Origin of the sequence: Paenibacillus sp. NPDC058071 (assembly GCF_042885235.1) — a bacterium.
GTDB lineage: Bacteria > Bacillota > Bacilli > Paenibacillales > Paenibacillaceae > Pristimantibacillus.
Window position 1 is genome coordinate 246,980 of the sequence record NZ_JBHVSK010000002.1, and the last position, 18,589, is coordinate 265,568.

Genomic DNA, 18,589 nt, shown 5'->3' on the forward strand with positions numbered 1-18,589 from the left:
CCAGTCTCGCCACATTCCTCTCTATTTAGACCCGCTAGATTGACAGATTATATTCGCATAAACGCAAAAAAACTTGGCCGATTGGCCAAGCTCTAGACTGGTAGGAAAACGGTATTTTAAAAATGCAGTAACTATTTCTCCGGCTCACTTCGGCTCCAAACCACAGTAGCGCCAACAATAACTGCTTTTCCGCAGTTATTCCCTCCATACCAGGGGTTCAACGAAGAAATAATGCCTTTCTGCAGTTATTTCCACGCGAATGGCTCCATCCGGCGTACAACGCCAAAAATAACTGCGTTTCCGCAGTTATTCCCGCCATACCAGGGGTTCAACAAAGAAATAACTGCCATTCTGCAGTTATTTCCACGCGAATGGCTCCATCCGGCGTGCAACGCCAAAAATAACTGCGTTTCCGCAGTTATTCCCGCCACACCAGGGGTTCAACGAAGGAATAACTGCCTTTCTGCAGTTATTTCCACGCGAATGGCTCCATCCGGCGTGCAACGCCAAAAATAACTGCATTTTCGCATTTATTCCCTCCATATCGGCCGTTAAGCAAAGAAATAAATGCCTTTCTGCAGTTATTTCCCGGCGAGGAGCCTCATTCGGCGCGCCGTGCGAAGTTTGAGTTATTACCCCATCCGTGGTAGAGCCCCAATGAGTTCCCACTAAAAACCCTTATTAGCATTCTTCTACCTCCCATACCTCACACCACATCTCACAACTGCGCTCCCAACAAAAAAGAGGAGCCATCAACTCCTCTCCCTCTACACTAACCAAACGCTTCAAATTAACCGTTCGCACCCACGGCTTTCGCCGCAATCGTCTGTATGTGCTCCATTAGTAAAGCCGTATCCATACCCGCTCGGTTACCGAGTAAAATAACGGTCAGGCCGTTGTCCAGATTTCTGGACATGCCCGTCGAATAGCCGCTTCCACTGCCGTTATGGAAAACGGTTCTGCCTTCCGCAGCATCCCTTGCGATCCAGCCATAGCCGTAGCCTTTCTCCGAATGCGGCGTATACATCGCCTCAAGCGAATCCGCTGTCAGCAGCTTGCCGGAACGAAGCAGACCGTCCCATTTCAGCAAATCGTCAACTGTGGCGTAGAGCGTTCCTGTGCCCGATTGAGAGACGTAATATGGCGCTTCCACCCATTCACCCTTTTGCTGCACATAGCCCTGAATGACTGGCGTGCTTTTCGTCGCCGTACCGGAACGGCTCATGCCCGCACGCGACATTAACTCGCTTTGAACATAGGCGGCATAGCTTTGTCCGGAAAGCTTCTCAATAACGGCGGCCAACAGCACGTAGCCGTTATTGCTATATTTATAGTCCGTGCCGGGCTCGAATTCGAGCTTCTTGGTCCGGATTTCCGCTACAGTCTGCTCAATCGTCCTCTCCGCGCCGCGCGTAAATTCAGAAGGCAGCCCCGACGTATGCGACAGCAGCATATGAATCGTAATCTCATCGCCACGAGGAATCCCCGTTATATACGCGGAAATTGGATCGTTCAGTGAAAGCTTGCCTTCCTCCACAAGCTTCATAACCGCCGCTGCCGTAAACGACTTCGTAATCGAAGCAATGCGCGACGTCATATCCGGACGATTAAGCTTGCCTGGCGACGCGAGACCGTACCCTTTGCGCAGCAGCACACGCCCGTCCTTGGCGACAAGCGCCAGCCCTGAGTAGCGCTGCTCGATCAAATAACGGTCCACTGCGGCCATTTTCTTATCGACCGTTGTTACGTTGTCCGTCGTCACCTCGATCGTCATCAGCGAAGGCGTCTGCGTAAGCTTCAGCGTAGACCGCATCGCATCCGTCAGCGCCCGCAGCGGCACCATCAGCGATCCATTCACTGTCCGCGAAGCGGCTGGCATTCGGAGCCGGAAACCGTCGTTTAACGTAATGTCCGCTACGCCGTTCTGATAGACGTAAATGTCGCCGTTCAATTCCATTCGCGCGGATTTCGTCGCGTTATTCCAAGTCACCTTCGCGCCTAGCGAAGCAGCCGCTTCCCGCAAAGGCACATAGGTAGTACCGCCAGCGACAAAAGGCTTAGCGCTCCAACCCGCCGACTCTTTCCCGTCGACGATCACCTTCGCCGCCTTCACCATTTCCGCGGCAGAAGCCGCTTCCGCGACGTTAAGACGGCCGCCCCAGGCTGATACGCCCGATAACGGCCCCGCCAGAACGGCAGCCGCAATCAGAAGCCGAGCTGCACGCTTCGCATTTTTCGTTCCTCTTCCTACTCCTGTTGCCATACCGGTTCTCCCCTCTTGCCGCAGGTTCAGGATCACCTTCAACTGATCCACTATCTATCCAAAAACGAACGAACGGTTCCCATCCCCGATCGCCCCTCAAGCTCACAACCGACCTTACGGCTGCGTCAATACATTCACTGACTCCAGCACTTGCTGCACATGATTTTTCACCTTTACGGCTCTCCACTCGTTCACGACAAGACCCTCTTCGTCGATCAGAAAGGTCGAACGTACAATCCCCATATACTCACGGCCGTAAAGCTTCTTCAGTTGCCATACGCCGTATAGCTCGCTTACCGCATGATCCTCGTCGGCCAAAAGCAGAAACGGCAAGCTCTGTTTGCCGATAAATCTTTGATGCGTTTTGACCGGGTCGGGGCTAACGCCAAGTACGACGGCGTCGCTTTCCGCTAGCCGCTCGTAAGCGTCGCGAAAGTCGCAAGCCTGCTGCGTGCAGGCGGGCGTCGCATCCTTCGGATAGAAGTAAAGAATTACTTTTTTGCCTCTATACTGTGCAAGCCCCACCGTTTCTCCGTTTGATGCGGGCAGCTGAAAATCAGGCGCGGTTTTCCCAACCATTCCGTCGGTTGTTGTTTTTGACATCGTTCGACTCCTCCATTCTTGTAACGCTTTGCTTGTCCGAAAGGTTTCGATGCATCGGCAAATTGCCTCTTATGAACCGGCTCCCCTGTATCGTTTGACGCCGATATTCCAAAGCGTTAGCCCGAGCACAAAGAATACGATGCCGACAACCGGCGTGAGCAGCGCCAAGCTGGACAAATCGTCCGCTTTTTTCTCCAAGAAGTACGATGCCGGAATGACGCCGACAAACGCAAACGGCAACAGCCAAGTTAAAACGAAGCGAATCGTTTTATTGTAAATATTAACCGGGTAACGGCCGTAGTTTTGAATATTGTAAATGAGAGGTACAATGCCCGTTGGCGCATCCGAGAAAAAGGAGATGGCCGCGAGAGCCGTATATATGCCGCCATAGACGAGTACTGCTCCGATCGTAAACAGAGCCAGCAGCAGCAAATCGGTAAAATGGAACGCCAACCCAAGATCGTTCCAGCAAACCGCCATAATGACTGCTCCGACAGCAGATCCGATTAGCGAAGGCGGATCGATATTTTCCAAAATGACTTGGAACAGATTGTGAGCCGGACGCGTCAAAACGCGGTCCATTTCCCCTTTGACAATATACCGCTCGCTAAAATTCCACATATTAAAGAACGTAGTGAACAAGCCGTATGGAATCATAAAAAAGCCGTAAACGAATACGACCTCCGCCTCCGACCAGCCGCCAAGCGACGAGGTGTGCCGGAAGACGATCAAGATGAAAAATAGATTCATCCCTTGAAACATCAAATCCGAGAGGACCTCGATCCAAAAGTCGGCTCGGTAGGTCAGTCTCGTTTTCGCGTAATTTTTCATGTACTCCAACATAAGCGTCGGATATTTCATCGCCGTTAACCTCCTTGCACGAACAGACGCTTACGCGCCGCCCGCCATATGAATACAATCGGCGCCAGCAAAATGACGAACCAGACGAGCTGCAGCCCCATGACGCCGTATGCCTCATGCAGAGGCGTTCTGCCGGTAAATACTGCGCTCGGCAAATACGTAATCGCCTGAAACGGCAGCCATTTCATAACCGTCTCCAGCCATCCCGGGAAAAAGGCAATCGGAATGAGGACGCCTGAGAACAGGTCGACCATTACGCGCTTCATCCGCATCATGCCCTCGTTGTTTTCAACAAAGAAAGCGAACAGACCGGTTAAAATATTGATTTGCGAATTAATTAAGAAGCTTAAAAACAGCATGACTAAATATACCGCCCACGTTAGCGGATCGGTCGGCAAGGACACCGGGAAGATCAAACAAACGATAAGCATGCCCGGTACCATGAACAGCAGCAGCCGGAAGAGGCCTTCTCCGAAGCCTTGCATCATTTTAACGAACAAGTAGTTGTATGGACGGATCAACTGCGTGGCGACGCTGCCGTCCCGAATTTCGTTCGCAATTTCGCGATCCAGATTGTTGAAATAGAAAGCTCTCGCCATCCACGACACAGCCACGTAAGTCGTCATTTGCGCCAGCGTGAAGCCCTGAAGCGTCTCGGCGTCTCCGTAGATCGCCTTCCATAAAAAATAGTAAGCGCCAATGTTGATCGCATAGATAACGATGCCGCTGTAATAATTGACGCGGTAAGCCAGCATCGTCAAAAAACGAATGCGGATAAAATCCAGGTATGCGCTCATCATCGGATTGCCGGCTCCTCTTCTTTCAATAAAGCCGCCGCAGCCGTTGCCGATGCAGATCCCGAACGATAAATTTCGCGAACGATTTCATCGGTGTTCGTTTCCGTAATTTTTATATCCCGGATATCCGTTCCGCCTGTTACAATCGACAGTGCAACCGACACGTTAGTCGTGTGCGGAAGCCACATCGTCGCGCTCAATTCGGAATCCTGTTTCCAGGTTACGCCAAGCTCTTTTGTCAGCTGTTCCAGCTTCGCCAGCGGCGTGACACGCTCGAATTGGAATTGGATTTCACGGCCCTTGCTCCAGCGGCCCTTCAGCTCGTCCAGTCCGCCATCATAGATGATCCGGCCGTCATCCAGCATAATGACCCGCGAGCACAGCGCCTCGATATCTTGCAGGTCATGCGTCGTGAGCAAAATCGTCGTACCTTCGTCACGGTTCAGCTCTTTTAGAAATTCGCGAATTTCCGTTTTCACGACAATGTCGAGTCCGATCGTCGGCTCGTCGAGAAACAGAATGGACGGATTATGAAGCAAGGAAGCAACCAGCTCACAGCGCATACGTTGACCGAGACTGAGTTTGCGCACCGGGCGTTGCAGCAGCTCGCCAAGATCGAGTCGTTCTACGAGGTTGTTCAGTCTTTTGTTGAAATCTTGCTCCGACACACCATACACTTTGCGCAGCAGCCGGAACGATTCGATGACCCCGATATCCCACCAAAGCTGCGAACGTTGGCCGAAAACGACACCAATCCCGCCGACGAACTTCTCCCTCTCTTTATAAGGAACGAAGCCGTTAACCCGAATATCACCGGAGGTTGGGACGAGGATGCCGGTCAACATTTTGATCGTTGTCGACTTGCCCGCTCCGTTCTCGCCGATATAACCGCATATTTCACCTTGTGGAATTTGAAACGTAATATCTTTGACGGCACGAATTTCGTTGTACTCTCGTTTGAACAAATCTTTTAGCGCGCCTGAAAGGCCTGTCCTGTTCTTTTGCACTTTGAATTGCTTTCGCAAATCTTTGACATCAATTGCCAGCATTTCTGGTGTAGCTCCTCTCGAAAACAGCGGGACATCGACATTTCCCAGGAAATTGCGATTATTTTCCATGGTTTTTGATTAAACTTGCTTCCATGCGACGTTCCGCTTTATAATTTTAAGTTGTGAATGCAATCGCAAGAGATGGACTTGCAACGAAACGGTCCCCATCGCCGTCTTAATATCAGCAGCGTTCAACTTGCGTACTGCATAGGCCCGATAGGGTTGGAAAATACTTATCTATGTTCATCGTTTCCGCTAACTCGCGGGTTTCGCTTTTTGGCGACAACCGCATTCGGCTGGCAACTGGCGATGGCTAAAATAAGTAAAACACTAATAAACTATTATATATTAAACGATTGCCTCTCCTAGGGCAACGGAGCAACCCAATTGGTCAAGCTTTACTTTTTAAAAGATATTAGCTTTTCGTAATTGAAAGGGGCACTCTTAAAATCATGAGTAAACAACCAAAAAAGAAAAGTCCTTGGAAATGGATTGGGATCGGCGCCTTAGTTGTAGTAGCGATCCTCATTGTTGCCGCAATCGTTTGGGGCTCCGGCGTCTTTAAAGGACTGGATAGCTTCAGCAAGCCGAAGGAGGAATCCCGGTTTGGCCAGTTCGAAGAAAAGCCGGATGTAACGCCGAAATGGGAAGGCAAGGAGCGCGTCAACATTTTGCTGCTGGGCGGCGACGCCAGAGGGCTGGAAAAAACGGACGTTCCTCGTTCCGACTCCCTTCTGGTCGCTTCGTTCGATCCGGTTACGAAAAAAGCTCATTTATTCTCCATCCTTCGCGACACCTATGTCGACATTGAAGGGTACGGCAAAGGCCGCATTAACACGGCTATTTCACTTGGAGGACCGCAGCTTGCAATGAAGACGGTAGGCGATGTGCTCGGTTTGGATATCCAGTATTATGTGTATACCGATTTCGAAGGATTCAAGGCGCTAATCGACACTATCGGCGGCGTCGACTTTGAAGTCGAGAAAAACATGCGTTATACGGATAAAGCCGACAATCATCTTTATGATATCGACTTGAAGGCCGGCTTCCAGCATCTCGATGGCGACAAAGCGCTGCAATACGTTCGCTTCCGCCACGACGCAATGAGCGATTATTCCCGCACCGAGCGTCAGCGCAACTTGCTGCAAGCGGTGGCGAAGGAAATGCAATCGACTTGGAATATTATTAAAATGCAAAAAATATTGGAAAGCGTCTCTCCTTACATCGAGACGAACCTGCACGTACCTGATATGCTGAAGCTCGGTCAGCTTGGCGTGGAAAGTCACGTAGCAGGCAACGCTCAGTTGCCGCCGATGGAGCTGGTAACCGAGTTGAAAGTCGGAGGCGCATCGGTCGTAGGCGTTAGAGACGACGAAGAGTTGAGAACGTTCGTGCAAGACACGCTCGCTACGGACGATACCATTCCGGTGCCGACCGATTCGCCGGAGCCCGGCTCCGATAACGCTGCAGGCACGACGGATGCGACCCCATAATGGACTCGCGGTATGGTGAGTAGGGAGAGATGACAGGCCGGAGAGATTGGCTTGTATAGATGAATGGCGGTGCTAGGATGATTATCCTGCACCGCCATTTCTGTTTTTGATTTGAGGTGGCTGTTTCGCCTTACAGTACCCATTTGAGGCATCCGCACAGGCTGTAAGACGGTTTTCCGGCTTACAGAGCCCTTACGGGGCTTCAATCCAGCCTGTAAGACGATTTTGCGTCTTACAGAGCCCTTTCGGGGCTTCAATCCAGCCTGTAAGACGATTTTGCGTCTTACAGAGCCCTTTCGGGGCTTCAATCCAGCCTGTAAGACGGTTTTCCGGCTTACAGAGCCCTTTCGAGGCTTCAATCCACTCTGTAAGACGGTTTTCCGGCTTACAGAACCCTTTCGAGCCTTCAAATCAGGCTGTAAGACGGTTTTGCGTCTTACGAAGCCCTTTCGAGGCGTCAATCCAGTCTGTAAGACGCTTTTGCGTCTTACAGACCCCTTTCGAGGCTTCAATCCACTCTGTAAGACGATTTTGCGTCTTACAGGCTGTGTTGGCTCATCTTCCTGCGAAAGCTTGATTTACACTGTAGCCTGCGGGCGTCAACATCATCAACAACCGAAATAGTGAGAACAACTTCTTCACCAGTAGGTTCAGCTTTACGATTCATCAGAGTCAGCAGCAGTATTGTTCAGCATCTGAATCTGAATCTGCATCTTCAACAACAAAAAAGAGATCAAACTTAAAAAAATCAGTGCTTGACTAAAAAGGAGAGAGTAGCGAAGGGGCAGAGGGATTCTGGAGAAACGATAGTGGTCGCTTTTAAAGCCAGATTCCTGCCGCAAATATTGATAAGATAAAGGAATCAGGCTTTAATGGCGATCGCAAGAACCCTCTGACCCGCAGCGCTCCCCCTCACTTATAATCATGCACTGATTTCGGTTTTGAGCAAAAAAGAGAGAGGGAATTCCAGCGTTCGCAATAGCGAAAAAGAATTCCCTCTATCTCAAAGTAAACTCGCCACTTAGGTGACAAGCCCCGTTTAAACGCTACTTGAGCTATAATGGATCATAGCGGTTATTTACGAAGGAGGAAACATTCGATCATGTCTATGCAACGCAAACATTCTGACGCGCTTTACGAAGAAGCGCTGCAACATATTGTAGGCGGCGTCAACAGCCCTTCCCGCTCGTTTAAAGCGGTAGGAGGCGGCGCGCCGGTATTTATGAAGAAGGGGGAAGGCGCCTACTTCTGGGATGTCGATGATAATCGCTATATCGATTATCTGTGTGCCTACGGTCCGATCATAACTGGACACGCCCACCCTCATATTACGGAAGCGATTATTCGCGCGTCGCAAAACGGAGTGCTGTACGGGACGCCGACCGAGCTTGAAATTACGCTTGCCCGCATGCTGAAAGAAGCGATTCCTTCTATGGATAAGGTTCGCTTCGTCAATTCCGGCACGGAAGCGGTCATGACGACGATTCGCGTCGCTCGCGCCTATACGAAGCGCAATAAAATCATTAAATTCGCCGGCTGCTACCACGGCCATTCCGATCTAGTACTCGTCGCTGCAGGCTCCGGTCCGTCCACGCTCGGCATTCCGGACAGCGCAGGTATTCCGACGAGCATCGCCCATGAAGTCATTACTGTTCCCTTCAACGACCTTGATGCGTTAAAAGAAGCGCTCGATCGCTGGGGCGGCGAGACGGCGGCTGTCATGGTAGAGCCGATCGTCGGCAATTTCGGCATGGTTATGCCGAAGCCTGGCTTCCTAGAAGGTCTATGCAAGCTGACGCGCGAAGCGGGCGCGCTCGTCATTTATGACGAGGTTATTACCGCGTTCCGCTTCCATTACGGTGCAGCACAGACCTTCTCCGCCTTCCCTGACCATGCTGCCATTGAGCCAGATTTAACAGCGCTCGGCAAAATTATCGGCGGCGGTTTGCCGATTGGCGCCTATGGCGGCCGCAAAACGATTATGGAACAAGTCGCTCCGCTCGGCCCCGCTTATCAGGCAGGCACAATGGCCGGAAATCCAGCTTCTATCTCGGCCGGCATCGCATGCCTTGAAGTGCTCCGCGAGCCGGGTGTCTACGACCGAATGGACAAGCTGGCTTCGACATTGGCTGACGGATTGCAGGCAATCGCGGCGCGGCACAGTGTACCGCTGACGATTAATCGCATCCGCGGCGCGCTGTCCACGCATTTCTGCGATCACCCGGTAACCAACTATGACCAGGCGCAGGATACGGACGGCGAAAAGTTCGGCCGCTTCTTCAAGCTGATGCTGGATCAAGGCATTTGCCTTGCCCCATCCAAATACGAAGCGTGGTTCCTGACGACGGCACACACTGAAGCGGACATTCAAGCAACGCTTGATGCCGCTGATCATGCGATGTCCAAGCTGTAACGTCACAAGGATTTGACTGGAGGTTTGACCGCCGAAGTGTGAACGAGCACCGCGCGCCGGGAGACGCACGCTGCAAAAGACAAGCAACTGTCCCAAAAAGGAAAGCCCCCATAAGCGATTCCCAAAAAAATGCAAAGGAGCCTTCAAAACCACCTTAAAGGTGGAATAGAAGGCTCCTTTTCAATTATTCAAGCTGGAGGTTAATCACTTCGACGAATCGAGATCGACTTTCGTAACAACCCATTAACTGCATCCTACGAATATACCTCGATCTCATACAGGGACGGCCCGTAAGGCGGCATTCCCCTCTCTGTCATATAAATCCGAATATAACGTCCTTCTGTTCCGGACGGCAAGTCGAGCAGATCGATTTTCACCGGATCGTTCAACACGCGGTCCAATGAAAGAACGGTTACCCAATCCAACGGCGCTCCCGCAGCCGCAGGCTGAGCTACCTGCACTTCAAACTTTTTGCCGTATGCGGTTTCCCAATGCAGTTTCAGCTTGGATAGGGAATGTACGCTGCCGAGATCGACTGAAATCCATTCCGGCGTCACCAGCACCGGATCTTGCTCATTCGCGGATCTATTCGCGTTCCAATCGGCCTCCCAACGAGTACCGGCTAAACCATCAGTAGCCGCATTGGCCTGACCAGTACTACTGGAAGCTTCGGCCGCCTTGCCCAACGCCAGATTTACTTCCGCAAGGATGGTTTGTTGAACGATTGCATCCTCATAGCCGTCCGCTGCAACCGCAACATTGTAACTGCCTGCCTCTTGGAAGAGGGTGGCTTTCAATACGATTTTTCCGGCAGTTAACTCATACAAGCCCGCAGACACGTTCGCGCCGTTAAGCTTAATACCGGTAATCGCCGCCAGCCAATCGGCATCTCCAGTGTAAGTCAGTTCAATATCCTTGCCCGGCTTATTATCCGTCGTATCCGCTGTAAGCGCAGGAGGCGTTTTGAGCACAGGGCCTGCCGGCGCTCCATACACTTCAAACTCCCATAGCGAATAGCCGTAAGGCAATCCTCTTTCGATACCGAGCATACGAATATGTCTCGCTTCTGCGCCTCCGAGCTGAATCGTATCGATTCCGCCGTTTCCGGCCGTTTCAGAGTAAGCATCTGTCCAATCGCTCTCGCTAGGAACATCCGCAGTTGAGATTTGAATTTTATATACCTTCCCGTAAGCCGCTTCCCAATTCAAAACGACTGTGTCGATAGCATATAAACGGCCGAGATCGATCGTTATCCATTCGTTTGCTGTATGAGCGCTCTCCCAACGGGTTTGCCCGGTTCCTCTGCCGTCGATGGCAAGCGAAGCGGTGCCTGTCGACGCCGTTGCCGTTTTGCCTAGTGCGACGTTCGGCTGATTCGTGCTGATCGGCTGAGACAGCTCGGCATTGCCATAACCCGTTGCTTTAATGACGATGGCATACGTTTTAACAGAAGGGAACAAGGATGCATCCAACGTAATTTTACCCGCCGTAATAATCGCTTTTCCTGGATCAACCGAAACGCCGTCGATATATACGCCCGTAATCGCCCCACGCCAAGCGGCGTTGTCGGCAAACGTCAATTCAATCGGCTGTCCAATCTTAGCATCCGTCGTATCGGCTTGAATAACCGGACCGGCTACGACTTCCTTCAGCAAAATATCGTCAAAACGGATTTGATGCGAGCCAGCCGGCACTGTTAATCCGTTCTCTACGATGTTACCGAGCAGAAACTTCAGATCAAACGTCTGGTTAACAGACGGACGGAGCGTTCTGCTATATACCGCCGTGTCGTCGTTCGTAATCGGGATTACAAATCTCCACATGACATTTTCAGGCTTTGACAGCTCCAGCAGTACCGGACGATCAACCGTCGACCAGGCACGGAAGCTTAACTCATACATTTTGCCCGCTTCAATTCTAATGTTGTTTTGTGAGAGCTGCGTCGACCAGGAATACGGCACGTTCCACTGCGGATCGAAACCGCCATGTGTGAAAATATCCAATTTGGCTTGCTCGTTCTCCACCGTGAAATCGGAGAAGCCATCGTCTCCCGTCCAGTACTCCCAACCTGCAGCGCCATTATTAAATTTCCCGTTAGCAAGCAAGTTGCCGTCAGCTGCCAGCAGTTTCTGTTCCACTATCGCATCCGCGTAGCCGGTCGCCTTAAAGCGGATCGTGTACGATCCTTCTCCGGTAAAAGCAGACGGATGCAGCGTAACAGAGTCTGCGCCCAGTACGTAATCGCCTGCTTGCAGCGCCGTTCCGTTCACTTCAATAGAAGTAATGGCGCCTTGCCATGCCCCATTCGGCGAATGGAGAAGCGTAATGACGGAGCCTTCGAGATTTCCTTGCCGAACCGGCACGATCGTCGGAGGCTGGAGGACTGGCGCGTTTCGGATACGCAGCACGACGTCGTCGATCCATACCTGATGCGGGCCGCTCGGGCTCTGACTTGTTTTGCCAAGCAAAAACTTGAGCGCCAGGTTATCGTCGACCGCCGACTTAAAGCTGAATCGATAAGTCTTCCAATCGGTTCCGAGCTCAATCGAACCTGTCTCGAAGCGTCTCGTATAGCCCGCATTTTCCAGCGATGCCTCGATATCCCGGATTACGCTCGACTTCGCTCTGAATTCAAATTCATACGTGAAGCCCTTTTTGAGAATCAAGCCCGATTGATTGAGCATGACGTTCCAGCCCTCTCCACCCGTGTTCTGCACATCGATGCGGGCTGCTCCGCCGTCCGTCGTGAACGCTGCAACCCCGTTTTGCGTGAACGGTTCCCATGCGGTCAACCCGTCTGTGAAATCGCCGTTTTTCAACGGGAACAGGTCTACGCCGGAAAAGTCGACGTTCAGATCGGTTGTACGGATCAAGCTGATATCATCGAGCGTGACGCCCACATTGCTGCCGCCAAGCTCGAAAACGAGCTGCCCTTCCGTATCCGTTACATTTGCCGGCATCGTGAAACTGAACGTCTGTTCTGCCGGATTGGCGCCGATTGTGAAATCGGATTTCGATGCGTACGTTACCGAACCGTCCTTGCTGCGAAGGGATACGTCTATGCTTCGGTTCGAGTCCGCCGACGCGCTAAAGGTGAGCGTATAGCTGTCGCCTTGCAGCAAATTGATTCCTTTTTGCGTAAGCGTAACGTCATTAGGAGCCGTTCCGCCATTCAAGATAGCTGCTTCGAGCTTCCTTATTGCCGGGTTAACCGAAGCGGATGCCGTTGCTCCGTTCTCACTGTTGAAGCTCCAATATCTCATCCGGTCCATCGAGCCAAGGTCAAAACGGCCGTTGTATACATGCTCGCCGTTGCCCATAGGCTCCTTCGCGCCGTCGCTGTCAACGGCTGTATCGATTTCCTCCAGAACGACATTGCCGATCCAGACCGCATTCGTGTTCAGGCCGAGGTTGAATTCGAGCCTTGCCGCGCTGTCCGTTTCCGACGTCATTTGGAAGCGATACTCAAAATGCTTCATGTTCGCCGCGAGCGGCACATCGTAATTGTCTGTGTACGCGCCCCATCCATTGTCGGCGTCTCCGCCAAGCTTGACGCTAATGCTTCGATTGCCTGCTGCCTTGGCGTCGAAGCTCAGCTTGTAGCTGCGGCCTTTCACCAGCGTAGCGTACTGAATCAGCTGCAAGGAATGCCCTGCGTTTCCGCCATTCCCGATTTGCACATTGGCAAACGGCGTCCCGTCTACCTGCTCAACGGAAACCGATCCGCTGCCGCCAAAATCTGGCGTATGAAGAAAGTTCCAATAAAGCGGATCGAGCGGCGTTGCAGAAGCAGCAATATCCTTGATCCCATTCGCATAGCCTGGATCGTAAATATAATTGCCGTTAATAGCCGGTTTGGCGTCCGCAGGCAGCTCCTCCTGCTCCATCGACGGCTCGACAGGCGACTTATATGGACGTCCCGTCAATTCGTAAACGCGAACATAGTCAACTTCCATCTTGGCCGGCAGATCGGAAGCGTCCGGCAAGCGATGGCCGTCATACATTCCGCCTACCGCAAGGTTCATTATAATGTAGAAAGGCTTATCGAACGGCGCAGGAAACGCATATTTATCAGGCTGATCGACACCCCAGCTATGCCAGTTGTCCACCTGCTGATAAAGCTCTCCGTCAACATACCAGCGCAGCTCGCCAGGCTCCCATTCTACGCTGTACGTGTGATAATCGGATATTTTTTCACCATTCGGGAAGTGATACTCAGCGCCTGTGGCGCGATTGTTCGGAGCAGTTTTGCCGTAGTGAATCGTACCGCCCACTTCGCCCGGCAATCTTCCTCTCGCTTCCATAATATCGATCTCGCCCGAAGACGCCCATCCGCCGTACTCGCTATCCGCCGGCATCATCCAGAACGCCGGCCACAGGCCTTGCCCTTCCGGGAGCTTCATCCGCGCTTCGAATTTGCCGTATTCCTTCGTAAAGGTCGGTCCAGTAAACACGCGGCCCGAGGTGTACGGTTTGCCGTTAAAGCCGTCGTTTTTCGCGGTAAAGACCAGTTTGCCGCCCGTTACTTCTACGTTTTGCTCCCGGTAATATTGCTGCTCCTGATTGCCCCAGTCTGTCAGCCCGTATTGCGAGCCGGTGCCGAGCTGATAGCCCCATTTGTCGAGGTCAAGTCCGTTCGTGTCCAAATTGCTGCCCGAACGGTCGAATTCATCGTTCCAGAATAGCGTCCAGACTTGCTCCTCAATTTTATGCCTTGCCGTGGCTAGCTCATAACCTGTCGCCTTCACAACAAAGGTATAGAGTCCCTCTGCAGCGAACAGACTTGCCGCAAGCTCAATTTTCCCAGGCTCGACGCTGTAATCAGAGGAGGACACGGGCGTGCCGTTTACGACTACCTCTGTAACCGCGTTGCGCCATGGCTCATTGTCTTGAAAGGCCAGCGTGATGTTCTTGCCAATAACATTGTCGATGGAATCAGCTTCAAGCGATGGAGGCGACAGCAGTCGAATATCATTTGTTGTCGGCAATAATTCGCCGGTCGCCTCTCTTGCCCCTTTCAGCTCAAATCGCACATTATCAATGAACACATCATGCGCAGCCGACAGTTTGTCTGACGCCTCTTGCGGCTGGCCCAGCAAGAACTTGAGCGTGGCGGCATCGTCTGCAGGCATGGTGAATTCAAAGGAGTAGCTGTTCGTCGTCGACTGCAGCCGCGTCAACTGATTGAGATAACGGTGATAAAAGGTTGTATTTTCAGCAATGACGTCAATTGCGCGCGGCAACGTCGATCTCGCATCAAAGGAAACGATGTACGTTTTGCCTGCCTTCAGCTCGAAAGGTCCTTGGGACAGTTGAATGTCCCAAGTGTTTGCACCTGCGTTCGCAATTGCCCCTTTAAAAGCGCCCCCATCAAAGCTAAACGCCGCTGACGAGTCACCGTCGTACTGCCCTTGCAGGTGAGTCTGCCAGTTAGCTGCTCCTTCGGTAAAGTATCCGTTGCGCAGAGGGAATGCTTTCTCTCTCGCTCCTTTCAGTTCAACGTGGACATCGTCTACAAAGACGTCATGCGCACCAAGCTTTGCTGCTCCGCTCAGCTGTCCCAGCAGCAATTTGAATGAAACCCTCTTGTCGTCGTTTAACTTAATTTCGTATTGGAGCGTTTGATACTGATCCGTCAATTGAACTCTCTGAGATAAGTATTTAGTATACGAGGTATCGTCGATTGCAATTTCCGTTTCTCTCGGTTTCGATGATTTCAGTTTTGCTGTTACCACGTACGTACGGCCCGCACGCAGTTGGAAATCGTTTTGCATCAGCATGACGTGATAATCGCCGCTGCCCTCGTCATCGATTGCGACCTTCATCTCGCCGTTAGAGACCGAAATGTCGGCTTTAGACGTACTGCCGCCATAGTCGCCCTGCACATGCTTGTTCCAGTAGGTTTTGCCATTGGAGAAGTCTCCGTTGCGAATCAGAAACTGCTCCGCAAGCGGCAGCTCAACTTCAGCTTCACTCACATTGTTCAGCACGATGTTGTCCAGCCATACGTCTGCGTCATGGCCGCCGAGCAGGAAGATAACTTTGCCGTTCGCTTCTGCGTCCGCACCTGTCGTAAAGGCGGCTTCATAGTCTTCCATCGTCGCAGATAACGTGATTTCAGCAATTTCGCCCGTTATTTCCCCGTCTGGTTTGGCCAACGCGACTCGGATCGTCCGACCTGAATCCGCACGCCCTTTGAACGTCAGTTTGTATTCGTTGTCTGGCTGCAGCTTAATGCCCGTTTGCGATAAAGTAACCGCGGCGGCCGCGGCGCCGCCAGATGTAATCCGGGCCTGGAACTGCCGTTCGATAGCGTCGACGTTAGCCGTCGCGGAAGCCCCCTGCTTCGCTTCGAAGTTCCAATACGTCAGCCGATCCATGCGTCCGAGGTCGAACGTGCCGTTATAAATATAGTTTCCGGCAATCGGCTCCTTCGGCTTCAGCTCGTTGAACGGATCGAGCGGTTCGATTTCTTCAAGCTTGACGCTGCCGATCCAAACCGGATTGACGTTCAGACCTAAATTAAATTCCAGCCTAGCCAATGCGTCCGAATCCTTCTCCATCGGGAACGTCATTTCGTAGGTTTTGAATTCTGGCGTCAGGCCATAGGTGATGCTGTCGGAATAGGTGCTCCAGCCGCGATTTTCACCGCCGCCGATTTTCACCGTTATATCCCGATTGCTCGTCGATTTCGCGTCAAAGCTCAGCTTGTACCAGCGGCCTTTTCCGACTGTAACGTTCTGAATCATCTGCACAGAGTGAACCGCGTTGCCGCCGGCTGTGATCTCCGTCTTCGCGTAACGCTTGCCGCTCACAACATCGACTGCAGCCGTTCCGTTACCCTGGAAGTCCGGCATATGAACGAGATTCCAATTTTCCGTATTGAGCGAATCCCCCGCAGCTGCCACTTTCGTAATTGGCTGCTCGAAGTTCGCATCATGCACGTAGTTGCCGTCGATCGCCGCTTTGTGCGGCTCCGGCAGCGGCTCAGTTTCCAGCACCGGCTCTGTCGGTGTCCGGTACGGTCTACCCTTCGGCTCGTAGACGCGCACGTAATCAACCGTCATTTGCGCCGGAAGCTTCGACTGGTCTACCTGAACGTTATCGAACACGCCTCCTACCGCAAGGTTGAGAATCATATAGAACGGCTTGTCAAACGGCGCCGGGTAAGCGTATTTAGCCGCTTTATCGGCACCGGTGCTGTCCCAATTGTTTATCTTCTGGAACAGTTGACCATCAACGTACCAGCGAAGTTCGCCTGGTTCCCATTCTACCCCGTAAACATGCTCTTCAGTGATATCAGTGTCGTTATCGAAATGATAGCTTTCGCTCGTGCTCTTATTGCCTGGCCACGACCGGCCATAGTGGATTGCTCCGCCCACTTCCTGCGGCAGCCGACCTCTTGCCTCCATAATGTCGATTTCGCCCGACGATGCCCATACCCCGTACTCGCTGCTCGCAGGCATCATCCAGAATGCCGGCCATAGACCATTGCCCTTCGGCAGCGACATTTTTGCTTCGAACTTGCCATAAGTCTTCGTGAAAGTCGGCTCTGTGTACAGACGGCCAGACGTGTATGGTTTGCCGCCATAGCCATCCGTTTTGGCCGTTATGACGAGCTTTCCGTCCTCTACTTTAATGTTTTCCGGGCGATAGTACTGCTCTTCCTGGTTGCCCCATCCGTCTAGGCCGTATTGTGAACCAGTCCCAGTCTGGTAGCCCCACTTATCGAGATTGACGCCGTTCGTATCCAAGTTAGTGCCGGATCCGTCAAACTCGTCGCTCCAAACGAGTTTCCATTCGTTGTTTCCACCAGGGTTCTCGCCGTTGCCACCGCCAGGATTCTCACCGTTGCCTCCACCTGGGTTCTCGCCATTCCCTCCACCGGGATTCCCGCCATTGCCGCCGCCGGTTCCTCCCCCGGAGCCGCCAGCAGCGCCTGATCCTGTTCCGCCGTTTTGCAGCGGCGTTCGTTTGCCGTTCAAAAACAAAACGGCTTCTCCTGGTTTCAACGCTTCTCCATTCAACGTCGAACCAGGCACAGTGCTTTCCAAGCGCTGAACAGACACTCCCGGTCCCGCTTCAATGTGGCCTGCCGTCAGCAAAGTGACCGAACCTGCGCTGGTCGTGCCGGAGAATACGACACGCACTTCACCATCCGGCTTATCAATGACAACATCGTTTACAGTCGAATCGGTGATATAAACGCTGTTGACCCCTCCGCCGCTAACATAGACGGTTCCTTTCACGTCGCCTTTTTTGAGCGTAAAATCGCCTTCCTTGATGCCAGGCGCAAGCAGCAGATTGCCGTTGATGCGGGCGTTTTCCAGCGTAACGTCCGTCGTATTGACAATAGCCCTGCCAAGCTCCGCTTTATCGGCGTAAACGCCGGCTTTATTGTAAATTTCACCGGCTAACCGATCGAGCAGCGTAATCGCCTCTCCGCGCGTAATCGGCGCTAATGGACGAATCGTTCCGTCCGTGAAGCCTTTCAAGTAACCGCCGGCAGCCAATCTGCCTAGCGAATCGGCCGCAAAAGCGCCCACTTGGCCCCTATCGGCATACGCCTGCAAAGGCTCGCCAGCAGAGGCAGCCGGAACACGGAACAAACTGGCGGTCATTTTAGCCGCTTCCTGTCTCGTAATCGGCTGATTCGGCTTAAACGTACCGTCCGGATAACCGGAAATATAACCGGCACTGCGTCCGATCGCCGCATGCTCCGCATACCATTTCCCTGCTTCCACGTCGCTAAAGCTTGTACCATCTGCCTTGTGGAACCCGAACAGCGTATTGACCAGCTTAGTGAATTCGGCTCGTGTTATCGGTTTGTTTGGCTTAAAGGTACCGTCTGGGTACTGGTCTGCCAAGCCTTTGTCCATCCACTTTCCGACCTCGGCGGCCGCCCAATGACCGGTCAAGTCGCTTCCGGCCGACACCGGCGCCGCTTGCGCGGCATATGCGCCGGGAAAAGAACTAAATATAACGGTAAGACATAACGCTACTATTAACATACTTTTCAAGGATCCTCTGCTTCTGCCTCTGCTGTTGCGATTGCTCATTATTTGCTTCCTCCTGACTTTCTGTTATTTGAAAGCGCTAACAATTTATCC

Annotated in this window: 8 protein-coding genes; 2 read left to right on the top strand and 6 right to left on the bottom strand. The window is 52.3% G+C overall.

Translation table 11 applies throughout. The annotated features are described in order from the left end of the window. Positions 1-790: 790 nt before the first annotated feature. The 5 genes from ACFVTB_RS03955 to ACFVTB_RS03975 all read right to left on the bottom strand — a co-directional run bounded on the left by ACFVTB_RS03955 (position 791) and on the right by ACFVTB_RS03975 (position 5,573). Positions 791-2,263, bottom strand: coding sequence for a serine hydrolase domain-containing protein (locus ACFVTB_RS03955; protein WP_387745506.1), 1,473 nt, complete (start codon positions 2,261-2,263; stop codon positions 791-793). A gap of 114 nt (positions 2,264-2,377) precedes the next feature. Further along, complete coding sequence (gene bcp, locus ACFVTB_RS03960) at positions 2,378-2,866, bottom strand: thioredoxin-dependent thiol peroxidase (protein WP_387745509.1); 489 nt, start codon at positions 2,864-2,866, stop codon at positions 2,378-2,380. 69 nt (positions 2,867-2,935) lie between these two features. Continuing rightward, on the bottom strand, positions 2,936-3,727 hold the full coding sequence (locus tag ACFVTB_RS03965; RefSeq protein WP_387745512.1) for an ABC transporter permease: 792 nt from the start codon (positions 3,725-3,727) through the stop codon (positions 2,936-2,938). Between the two features lie 5 nt (positions 3,728-3,732). Then, complete coding sequence (locus tag ACFVTB_RS03970; RefSeq protein ID WP_387745515.1) at positions 3,733-4,527, bottom strand: ABC transporter permease; 795 nt, start codon at positions 4,525-4,527, stop codon at positions 3,733-3,735. Next, complete coding sequence (locus tag ACFVTB_RS03975) at positions 4,524-5,573, bottom strand: ABC transporter ATP-binding protein (RefSeq protein ID WP_387745518.1); 1,050 nt, start codon at positions 5,571-5,573, stop codon at positions 4,524-4,526. The genes ACFVTB_RS03970 and ACFVTB_RS03975 overlap by 4 nt, the downstream gene beginning before the upstream one ends. Before the next feature lie 452 nt (positions 5,574-6,025). Here ACFVTB_RS03975 and ACFVTB_RS03980 point away from each other — a divergent pair, with 452 nt between their 5' ends. Continuing rightward, positions 6,026-7,066 carry an LCP family protein gene (locus ACFVTB_RS03980; protein ID WP_387745521.1) on the top strand — a complete coding sequence of 347 codons (1,041 nt, stop codon included), beginning with the start codon at positions 6,026-6,028 and terminating at the stop codon, positions 7,064-7,066. Positions 7,067-8,168: 1,102 nt separating this feature from the next. Next, positions 8,169-9,479 (top strand): glutamate-1-semialdehyde 2,1-aminomutase, encoded by a 1,311-nt coding sequence (locus ACFVTB_RS03985; RefSeq protein WP_387745524.1) that lies wholly within the window; start codon positions 8,169-8,171, stop codon positions 9,477-9,479. A 254-nt stretch (positions 9,480-9,733) separates the two neighbouring features. On the opposite strand, the gene ACFVTB_RS03990 is transcribed toward ACFVTB_RS03985, so the two are convergent. Beyond that, the gene (locus ACFVTB_RS03990) at positions 9,734-18,538 is read right to left on the bottom strand and encodes a hemoblobin-interacting domain-containing protein (RefSeq protein ID WP_387745526.1); all 8,805 of its coding nucleotides are present in this window, start codon (positions 18,536-18,538) and stop codon (positions 9,734-9,736) included. Positions 18,539-18,589 lie beyond the last annotated feature (51 nt).